Genomic DNA, 10,249 nt, shown 5'->3' with positions numbered 1-10,249 from the left:
GACAAGAAGAACTTGTCCGCCACTTTTATGCCGCTTGTGAAAAGCGTCAAGAATTTATTTTTGGGCAGCTTTGAACTGTAACCGGCGGGCATGGAGAACCGGCTCGGTATAGCCGTTTGGCTGCTCGCGGCCTTTAAAGACCAGCTCACAGGCTGCCTGAAAAGCGATAGAACCATCAAAATCCGCAGCCATCGGCTGATAGGCTTCATCACCGGCATTCTGCGCGTCTACCACGGCGGCCATGCGCTTCATGGTTTCCATCACCTGTGCTTCGCTGACAATGCCATGATGCAGCCAGTTGGCGATGTGCTGTGCCGAGATACGCAAGGTTGCACGGTCTTCCATCAGGCCGACATTGTTGATGTCCGGCACTTTGGAACAGCCAACGCCCTGATCGATCCAGCGCACAACATAACCAAGAATGCCCTGTGCATTATTGTCGATTTCTGCCTGCACATCTGAAGGTGCCCAATTGGTGTCACGGGCAACAGGAATGGTCAGAATGTCTTCAAGCTTGGCTTTTGTGCGGGACTTGAGCTGGTTCTGCACCGCTGCCACATCAATCTTGTGATAATGCGTAGCATGTAATGTTGCTGCTGTCGGGGACGGCACCCATGCGGTATTGGCTCCGGCTTTCGGATGGGCGATCTTCTGCTCCAACATCGCCGCCATCAGATCCGGCATAGCCCACATGCCCTTGCCGATCTGTGCATGGCCGGTCAGACCACAAGCAAGGCCGGTATCCACATTCCAGTTTTCGTAAGCTGCAATCCATGCCGCCTGTTTCATTTCGCCTTTGCGGATAACAGGTCCTGCTTCCATAGAAGTATGGATTTCATCGCCGGTACGGTCGAGGAAGCCGGTATTGATGAAGAAGACCCGTTCTTCGGCAGCACGGATGGCTTCTTTGAGATTCACCGTCATACGGCGCTCTTCATCCATGATACCCATTTTCAGGGTATTCGGCTTAAGACCTGCCAATGCTTCAGCGCGAGCGAAGATTTCTGCGGCAAAGGCCACTTCTTCCGGCCCGTGCATTTTCGGCTTCACAATATAGACCGAGCCGGTACGGGAATTGAGATGCGTGCCTTTGAGTTTGCCGTCCTGCGTGCCGATATCGTGGAGCGCAATCACTGCGGTGAAAGCTGCATCAAGAATGCCTTCCGGAATTTCATTGCCTTCGCTGTCGAGAATAGCCGGATTGGTCATCAGATGACCGACATTGCGGATCAGCAGCAGTGAGCGGCCAGGCAAAGTGAGGGTGGAGCCGTCAGGGGCAGTATAGCTACGGTCGGCATTGAGCTTGCGGGTGATGGTTTTGCCACCCTTGTCAAAGCTCTCCGACAAAGTGCCCTTAAACAGGCCGAGAATATTGCGATAGGCCAGTACCTTATCGGCAGCGTCAACCGCGGCGACTGAATCCTCACAGTCCTGAATGGTGCTGAGAGCAGATTCCAGTGTGATATCGGCAATATGTGCCGGATCGGTCTTGCCGATAACATGAGCAGCATCGCAGCGGATTTCGATATGCAGCCCGTTATTCTTCAGAAGCACGAGGGAAGGGGCAGATGCATCGCCCTGATAGCCTGCAAAGCCTTGGGTATTTTTCAGGGATGCAGTTTTGCCGTTACCGAGTGTGAGAACAAGCTGGCCATTGGCGACAGAGAAACCGGTAATTTCATCCCAGCGGCCATCGCTCAGCGGAGTGGCTTCATCAAGAAATGCTTTTGCCCATGCAATAACTTTTGCGCCGCGCACAGGATTATAGGCTTTGCCTTTTTCCGCGCCATTGTCTTCGCTGATAGCATCCGTGCCGTAAAGCGCATCATAGAGCGAACCCCAGCGTGCATTGGCAGCATTAAGCGCATAACGGGCATTCATGACAGGTACAACAAGCTGCGGACCTGCAAGGCTGGTAATCTCACTGTCTACATTGGCGGTTGTGACCTGAAAATCTTCACCTTCCGGCAGGAGATAGCCGATTTCACGCAAATAAGCCTGATAGTCCGCCATCGCGTAATTGCGGTTGGCTTTGTACCATGCGTCGAGTTTAGCCTGAATATCATCACGCTTGGCAAGCAGGGCTTTATTGCGGGGCGCCAGTTCTTTGACCATGCTGGCAAGACCGCTCCAGAAGGCATCTGCCGCAATGCCGGTTTCCGGCAAGACTTCCCTTGTCAGGAAATTGCTCAGTTCCTGATCAACCTGCAGACCTGCATGTTCAATACGACCACTCATCACTCGCTCCCTGTCTGATCTCAATGCTAACCAGCTTGTCCTGCGCAGCTTAGTCTGAACGGGCGGCAATGGACAAGCACGGTTACGGCTTTGTTTTGTCAAAGCTGTCAATGTATGTTTACATAATTGTCTACAATATTCAAAGCCGATAATGCGTGTAATCAAACACTGTTTGCGCTTTTGGGACTGAATTCCTTATCAAAGCACGGAATTTTGAAAGCGCAGGGCTGATTTTGTTACAGGATTATCCATCGGCAGCATGAATAGAAATTGACTGATAAACAGTCTGGCTTCACAATACTGACATGTCCTGCTTACATATTATGACCGGTAAAAGCATTCGTTTTTCACGTATCATTCTGTCAGGTACATTGAAGAGTGAAGCGCCTCAAAAATATAGCTGGCAGAGACGGAATGGAATGCAAGCAGGGTAAGCCGCGTGTTTGCTCTGTCTCTTTGAAGCCGCGTTTTGCAATCGCATGAACCGCAGTGTTGCAAGATGCACAAAGGAGGTGTTTCTTGAACATTGCCGCATTTGCCGGCAAATTGCCGGCACTGGTTCTGAACGCGGATTTTCGTCCGCTCAGCTATTATCCTTTATCCCTCTGGTCGTGGCAGGACGCGATCAAAGCGGTTTTTCTTGAGCGCGTAAATATTGTTGCGGAATATGATGCGGAAGTCAGTTCTCCGACTTTTTCCATGCGGCTGCCAAGTGTTATCAGTCTTAAAACCTATGTAGCTCCGCCGACCTATCCGGCGTTTACACGATTCAATCTGTTTCTGCGGGATCGTTTTGAGTGCCAGTATTGCGGTGCGCATCATGAACTGACATTTGACCATGTTATACCGCGTTGCAGCGGCGGCGAAACAACCTGGGAAAATGTGGTTGCTGCCTGTTCTCCCTGTAATTTGCGCAAGGGCGGCATGATGCCTGCCAAAGCGCAAATGTGGCCGCGACAAAAACCCTATATGCCGAGTGTTTTTGATCTGCATAAAAACGGCAGGCGGTTTCCGCCGAACCATTTGCATGAAAGCTGGATGGATTATTTATACTGGGATGTGGAACTGGAGCCGTAAAGATACAGCTCCGGTTTTTTAGATCACGCTTTACGGGTTTTGAGCGATGCGCCGTAAAAGGCAATGATTGCGAGGATCAGCGAAGCAACACCATTCCAGCCGGCAAAGGAAATACCGAGGAAACGTCCGGCGGCAACATCGCAGGCGGCCGGTTTAACCGCATTGAGATCACCAAGCAGATTGCCTGCGCTGGTGGTGATGGATACTGCACCGGTTGCGCAATCGGCAGGTCCTGCCCAGAATTTCCATTCCACACCCGAATGATAGACAGAAAGAATCAGGCCATAGGTCATCAGCAATCCGGCGATCAGCAGGAAAAGACGGGTCAGTTTTTCCGATTTTCCAAGTGCTGCCAGCAATGCACTGAGAAGCATCAGCGGTACGCCGATATAATAGGGAATGCGCTCTTCAAGACATAATTTGCACGGCAGATAACCGCCAATATATTGAAACGCCAGTGCGGAGCCCACGACACCGGCCATGCTTACCGCAAGAAATGCTGAAATAAGCGTATGTTGCGAACGGGTTGTCTGAGCAGTACCGGTTGAAGACACAGGAAAATCCTTGTTGCAAAAATCAGTTTAAACCCAGCTCAGCCATGACCTTATGGCATAAACATGGCTGCCTGATGCTTTTTAGGCGTGAAGATATTTTACGACCATAAATAACAGAATCAGGATGACGGCAACCGTGGCTGCGATCAATCCGAGACGCTTTTCAATGAAGTTGCGGATCGGTTCGCCAAAGCGCTGCAACAGCCATGCCAGCAATATGAAACGTGCACCACGGGTAATAATAGCTGACAGAATAAACAGCCAGATATTGACGCCTGCGGCGCCGGAGAGAATGGTTACAACTTTCATCGGCGGCAGATGAGACAGGCCGGAAGTGATGAGCAGCAGCAGAATCATATCGGCGCTTGTGCTGCCGCGCATGGCTTCGAATGTATCGAGCTTGCCGTAAAAATGCAGAACCGGCTTGGCGACGGTTTCATAGGCATAATGACCGATATACCAGCCAAGAATACCGCCGAGCACGGACATGACCGTGGCAATCAGTGCGTAATGCCAAACTTTTTTCGGGCGGGCGATACCCATCGGTACGAACAGGACATCTGCGGGAATCAGAAAAACCGAGCTTTCGAGAAAAGCGATGACGGCCAGCCATGCAGCTGCGGATTTACGCGCTGCAAGGGAAATGGTCCAGTCGTAGAGTTTGCGCAGCATGATGGCCTCTGTCGGTTCTCAGCAATTATGATGATACAGGCCAAAGCCATGCGGAATTTTGATGCTGTGTGTAAAACGAAAAACTTCGCAGGGCAATGTGTGCCGGAAATCGTTATGAATGGTTTTACAATCCGTGAGCAAAGGCTGAATTTTCTGCGCGGGTGAATTTTGTTGAAATAATTTGAAACAAACAGGTTTTGCAGTTGACGGGAAGGTGGTTCTCACTATATTTCGGCGCACCAGTGCAGCGCTTTGAGTATGAAGTGCCTGCGAATGTGCGGGTGTGGTGGAACTGGTAGACGCGCCGGACTCAAAATCCGGTTCCGAAAGGAGTGTCGGTTCGATTCCGACCACCCGCACCACTTTTTCCCTGACAAAATTTCGCCGCAACTTTCTTTCACTTTTTACCGTAAACTTGAGTAAAATATACCTAATATCTCTTGAAAGATATGCGGACATATTTTACCGAAAGAGAATATTCTCTAGGGCGGAAATTGCAGTGAAAGCCTATTTGATTAATCTGGATCGTTGTCCTGAACGCTTGGTGCGCATGCAGGAGCAATTTGCCAAAGCGTCAGTTCCTTTTGAACGTGTCGCGGCTGTGGATGGCAAAAATCTCAGCGATCAGGAATTGGCGTCCATCATTCGCATACCGTCCTGGAAAGAGCCTCTGACAAGAACAGAAATCGGTTGTTTTCTGAGCCACCGGAGGTGTCTGGAGCTCATAGCGCAGGGTGAAGATCGTTTCGCAGCAATTTTTGAAGATGATGTGACCCTATCGAAAGATACGCGGCAATTTTTTGAATCCACAGACTGGATTCCGGACAATGCCGAACTGATTAAAATTGAAACTCAGGGCAAAAAAGTTCTGACTGACAAGCCGGTTGTGACAATTGCCGGTCACTATACAGTGGCACAATTGCGCAGCCAGCATATACTTGCTGCCGGCTATATTGTTTCCCGTGATTGCGCGAGAAAATTACTGTGCCGTATGAATGATGCGGCCTCGCCGATCGATCATCTCCTCTTTACGCCATCCTGTGGTTTCTTCCCGCAAATGACGGTTTATCAGGTCAGTCCTGCAATTTGCATGCAAGCGGGGCTGGAAAGCACATTGAGTCCTGAGCGGTCTTCGCAATATTGCCCGCCGGCCAAAATGCAAAGGCTGAAACGTGAAGTGAAGCGAGTGTTTGTCCGTGGTAAAACCGGTTTATGGGGACTTTACATCAATTGTTTCACCAAGAAGCGCTGGGGACGGGTTCCGGGCGCCCGTGACTGATTTTCTCAACTTTCGAGCTTTTCGCTTAAGAAATCGAGAAATACCCGCACCTTGGGTGCCAGATATTGGCGTGACGGGTAAAAGGCGTAAATGCCGGTTTCCATCTGCTGCCAGTCGTCCAGTGCTGTAACCAGTCTGCCTTCCGCAAGATCATTTTGTACATAGCTCAGCGGGATCAGACTGAGGCCGAAACCGGCGCATAAAGCATCGCGCACTGCAAAACTGGATGAAACAATATAGCGTCCGGTCACCGGTATGCGCTCTGTTCTTTCTCCTTTGCGGAATTCCCATTCATGGACATGTCCGGAGAGGCTGTAGCGGATACAATTGTGGTGACGCAGATCCGCCGGTTCTTTAGGCTTACCATGCTTTTCGAAATAAGAAGGCGAAGCGCAAACCACATGATGCAATGTGGATAGCCGTCTGCTTATGAGGCTGGAATTCTTCAAACTGTCGCTGCCTTTGACGGCGATATCATAACCTTCCCTGACAATATCAATCTGCCGGTCATCGAGGTTGAGCTCCAGTGTGATCTCAGGATAGCGCTCTAAAAATTCCGGTATGAATCGGGATAGGCTGACAATCGTCATGGTCAGCGGTGCAGTCACGCGCAACAGCCCGGATGGCTGATTATTATGTGGTGTCAGCGAGCGGTCGGCTTCTTCAAGCTGTTCGATGATCGGGGCAATCTGCTCATAATAGAGCGTACCGGCTTCTGTCAGGCTCATGCGTCGCGTGGTGCGGTTGAACAGCCGGACTTTCAGATGGGCTTCAAGCTCACCAATGCTTTTCCCGACCGCTGCCGCAGTCAGTACGCTTGCGCGTGCAGTTTCGGCAAAACTACCCAGCTCAGCGGTTTTGCGGAAGAGACGTAATGCGCTGAGCTGATCCATATCTTGCCTGTAATCAAAATATTCAAAACTTTTGGTTGGTAATATAATCGTAAAACAAGAAATTATCATCTCCAAAAATTGTAATTATGGTGCGCTGTACCGGCATATGAGAACTTACGGAGACAATATATGACATCGACACGCACGGATTTGCTGCTGACAGCATTGGCGCCGGCGATCTGGGGCAGTACCTATATTGTTACCACGCAAATGCTGCCTGCCGGTTATCCGATGACAGTCGCGATGCTGCGTGCTCTTCCTGCGGGATTGTTGCTTTTGCTGCTTGTCCGGCAATTGCCGCAGGGTATCTGGTGGCTGCGGGTGTTTATCCTTGGTGCGCTGAATTTTTCATTCTTCTGGGCAATGTTATTTGTCGCTGCCTATCGCTTGCCCGGTGGTGTTGCAGCCACAGTGGGCGCTGTGCAGCCACTGATTGTCGTGTTTCTGGCGCGAATGGTGCTAGGAACGAGATTGCGCATTGTTGCGGTAGCCGCAGCTCTGGCAGGGATTGCCGGTGTGGCGCTCCTCGTTTTGAAGCCCAATGGTGTGCTGGATCAGACAGGGATCATTGCAGCGCTGGCCGGTGCATTTTCGATGGCTGCGGGCACGGTTCTGAGCCGCTATTGGCAACCGCCGGTTTCTCCGCTTACTTTTACTGCATGGCAGCTGACGGCCGGTGGTTTGTTGCTGGTACCTGTAGCTCTGTCGCTGGAGCCCGCTTTGCCGGTACTGACACTGACAAACTGGCTGGGGCTGATTTATCTCGGCCTGATCGGCGGTGCTGTCACCTATCTTTTGTGGTTTCGCGGATTGGCACGACTGGAATCATCTGTCGCTGCTTCACTCGGTTTTTTAAGCCCGCTGACAGCTGTGATCCTCGGCTGGGTATTGCTGAACCAGCAACTGAACTTGTTACAAATCACCGGTATGGCGATTGTGCTGTTCAGCGTCTGGCTCGGGCAGCGTGTACAGGCGCGTAAAATTTGACGTTTAGCGTTTCAGTCGTTTTTGCAGGCGGGATTTGATGTGGCGTAATGCTGAGCGCAGGCGGTCATAGCGGTCGAGCTGGCGGGCTATTTTAGACACGTTCTGCTGGCTTTGGGCGCCCAGGCCAAGAATAATTGTGCCGAAACTCTCGCGCTCATGAAACAGGCGCGACATCACCGGATGATCAGGAATGGCGCAGGAATCGGTGATGCGCAATGCCGGATTTTCCAGATGGTTTTTCAGTACTTCGATCATCAGCAGCACACCGGGAGAGTAGGCGCGCAGAGCTTCGTCATAGGCGGTTTTCCACGTCCATGCCTGATCCCCCTGCACAAAGACCACAAGGCTGGCAATGAGCCTGTCATCCAGTGTCAGGGTATGAATGCGTACCAGATCACGCTCGGCCAAGGAGAGGACAGTTTCACGGGCAAAATCCGCATCAGCCTGTTTGCTCAGAAAAGCCGTGCCGCGTGTACCTTTCCAGCCTGCAGCTTCCAGTGACAGAAAGTCATTGAATGCATCTTTGAGCGCCGTTTTACCTGTAATAATGCGGTACTCCAGACTGCCTGTTTCGGACAGTCTGCGCCACAGGCGGCGATATTCACGGCGATGGTTTTTGCCGATTGCATTGGTCAGATAGGTTTCTGCATCACTTCCATTACACAAAACCGGACGTTCTTCATATCGCACAATATGAAGCGGCAGATTTTGGCATTGTGCCAGTTCTTTGATCGCAATTGCAACAGGGGCTTCGAGATTGATATCCGGCAGAATGAGCGTATCCGGCAATCCGCGCTCCGTTTGCTGTAATACAGCCAGCGCTGTTTCCAGAGTGTGTGTCGGATTGCCTGCAGCGATTAATGGTGTGCCTTGCGTGGCATAGATATTGCTCCAGCCGCAAAGTGACTTTTTAAAACCAAGTCCGGCACGGGCAAGCTGAAAGGGCATCAGAAATGCGGTTTCAGAATCATCGTTAAGGAGCACTGCGCAATTATCGGATGCGAAATGTGCAACTGCAGGGCGCAAAAAATCGGGATGATTGAAAATATTTGCTTCTGCAACAGACGGGATCTGCAAATTTTTCAGATGCTCAAGAGCTTCAGCTTTCTGCAAGATTTGCATCATGATTAATCTCCGGCACGGCGGGCTGAAGGGGCAAACACAAACATTGTGATACCCAGACGTTTATAAACCACAAAGGAGAGGGTGGCTGCTTCTGTGGCCATAGCGCAGACCGTGGCAATTGCTGCGCCACTCAAGCCCAGAAGCGGGATCAGGGTAATGTTCAGCGCGATATTGACGATCAGTGCCAGCGCATAGAGCAGCGCGCAGATATTCTGATTGCCGGACATGGAGAGCAGGCTTTCGCAAGGGCCGACACTGGCGCGCGCAATCACCCCGAAAATCAGGATGAACAATAGCGGATAGCCTTTGGTGAATTCATGACCGAACAATGCCAGCAAAGGCCAGCCGGCGGTCAGCAACAGAATACCGAGCAATAAAGACGGCCAGAATGTCCAGCGGGCGGAGTTGCGGGCGAAATCGTTGAAGGCCTGTCTGTCGCCGCCATGCAGCAGCTGGGAATAGCGCTGCGCCACACTGGATTTGACGGCAAAATAAACGAAATGCGCCAGTGCCAGCACTTTGGTGACCGCAAAATACAGCGCTACACTATCCGGTTCCATCATGCGGCCGACCATCAGCACATCAATATTGATGAGCAGGAAGAAGAAACCTTCAATGAGGAATATCGGCAGGGATACCCGTATCCATTCCCGTAAATGATAGGTTCCCGCACCTTTTGGCAGAACTGTTGCAATGCGTTTGCGCAGGAATAGTTGCTGGCTGATGACGGTCATCGCAGTGCCGGAAAAGGCTGCGATAAGTGCTGTGGTGGCCTGCGGCTGCCATCCTGTCAGCAGCAACAAGATGAAGATCAGCAGCATCATCAGCGGGCGGAAAATATAGCCGGGGCTGAGTGCTGCCAGAATCCAGCCCTGTGAGCGTGCTGTGCCGTCATAAATATTGCCGAGCGCAATAGCCGGAATACAAAGAATGCCGATAAGGAAAGCAGGCCAGTAATAGGGCTCGAATTCTGCACTCAGAATTTTGAGCACTGCAATCGCAATCAGGGTAATGATGCTTGCACTGATCAGTGCGAAAACAGGACCGGTGCGCAGAATGCCGCGTGCATCATCTGTTTGATTTTTCTGCAAATATTGCGGAACATAGCGGATAATCGTGGTGTGGAAACCGAAACAGGCGAGGTCGCCGAGAATAAGCGTAACCGTCCAGACAAGGACATAAATACCGAATTCAAAACTGCCCATCAGACGGGCCAGCACAACCTGACTGAGCAGTGCCAGAGCCGCACCGGCAATACGAATTGCAAAAGCAATCAGCGAAGAGCGTTTGGCCTGAGCCTGTTCATCCTCACCGGAGAACAAGCCGTCTGCCCGCTGCAAAAAAGGACGCAACTGTTCTGCCCGTTTTGCAGGCAGGAATCTTTCAGCCAGTGATGTGATCTGAAATTTTGCAGGCAATGCGTC

At 51.2% G+C, this 10,249-nt stretch carries 9 protein-coding genes and 1 tRNA gene; 4 read left to right on the top strand and 6 right to left on the bottom strand.

Annotated features, from left to right (window positions below):
• Positions 1 to 54: 54 nt before the first annotated feature.
• Positions 55 to 2,238 (bottom strand): malate synthase G, encoded by a 2,184-nt coding sequence (locus A918_RS0111860; protein WP_022711280.1) that lies wholly within the window; start codon positions 2,236 to 2,238, stop codon positions 55 to 57.
• Between the two features lie 519 nt (positions 2,239 to 2,757).
• Here A918_RS0111860 and A918_RS0111855 point away from each other — a divergent pair.
• Positions 2,758 to 3,315: an HNH endonuclease gene (locus A918_RS0111855; protein WP_022711279.1), complete on the top strand. Its 558-nt coding sequence runs from the start codon at positions 2,758 to 2,760 to the stop codon at positions 3,313 to 3,315.
• Between the two features lie 23 nt (positions 3,316 to 3,338).
• Here the strand turns inward: A918_RS0111855 and A918_RS0111850 are convergent, their stop codons facing one another.
• Positions 3,339 to 3,869, bottom strand: a complete 531-nt coding sequence (locus tag A918_RS0111850; protein ID WP_022711278.1) for a disulfide bond formation protein B — start codon at positions 3,867 to 3,869, stop codon at positions 3,339 to 3,341.
• Positions 3,870 to 3,950: 81 nt separating this feature from the next.
• Positions 3,951 to 4,541: a YqaA family protein gene (locus tag A918_RS0111845; protein ID WP_022711277.1), complete on the bottom strand. Its 591-nt coding sequence runs from the start codon at positions 4,539 to 4,541 to the stop codon at positions 3,951 to 3,953.
• 277 nt (positions 4,542 to 4,818) lie between these two features.
• Between A918_RS0111845 and A918_RS0111835 the strand changes: the two genes are divergently transcribed.
• Both A918_RS0111835 and A918_RS0111830 read left to right on the top strand, forming a co-directional pair.
• Positions 4,819 to 4,903: transfer RNA gene (locus A918_RS0111835), tRNA-Leu, on the top strand.
• A 137-nt stretch (positions 4,904 to 5,040) separates the two neighbouring features.
• Positions 5,041 to 5,820: a glycosyltransferase family 25 protein gene (locus tag A918_RS0111830; RefSeq protein WP_022711275.1), complete on the top strand. Its 780-nt coding sequence runs from the start codon at positions 5,041 to 5,043 to the stop codon at positions 5,818 to 5,820.
• A gap of 5 nt (positions 5,821 to 5,825) precedes the next feature.
• Here A918_RS0111830 and A918_RS0111825 read toward each other — a convergent pair whose 3' ends face one another.
• Positions 5,826 to 6,713, bottom strand: coding sequence for a LysR family transcriptional regulator (locus A918_RS0111825; RefSeq protein WP_022711274.1), 888 nt, complete (start codon positions 6,711 to 6,713; stop codon positions 5,826 to 5,828).
• 129 nt (positions 6,714 to 6,842) lie between these two features.
• On the opposite strand from A918_RS0111825, the gene A918_RS0111820 reads away from it, so the two are divergent.
• Positions 6,843 to 7,700 carry an EamA family transporter gene (locus A918_RS0111820; protein ID WP_022711273.1) on the top strand — a complete coding sequence of 286 codons (858 nt, stop codon included), beginning with the start codon at positions 6,843 to 6,845 and terminating at the stop codon, positions 7,698 to 7,700.
• A 3-nt stretch (positions 7,701 to 7,703) separates the two neighbouring features.
• On the opposite strand, the gene A918_RS20275 is transcribed toward A918_RS0111820, so the two are convergent.
• Together A918_RS20275 and A918_RS0111810 are read right to left on the bottom strand one after the other, a co-directional pair.
• Entirely contained in the window at positions 7,704 to 8,825 is a 1,122-nt protein-coding gene (locus A918_RS20275) for a GNAT family N-acetyltransferase (protein WP_022711272.1), read from the bottom strand.
• 2 nt (positions 8,826 to 8,827) lie between these two features.
• Positions 8,828 to 10,249 (bottom strand): oligosaccharide flippase family protein (locus tag A918_RS0111810; RefSeq protein ID WP_022711271.1); only part of this gene is annotated, 1,422 nt, incomplete at its 5' end.

Source organism: Pseudochrobactrum sp. AO18b (assembly GCF_000409565.1).
Classification (GTDB): domain Bacteria; phylum Pseudomonadota; class Alphaproteobacteria; order Rhizobiales; family Rhizobiaceae; genus Pseudochrobactrum; species Pseudochrobactrum saccharolyticum.
This window is presented reverse-complemented; position numbering and strand designations above follow the sequence as displayed.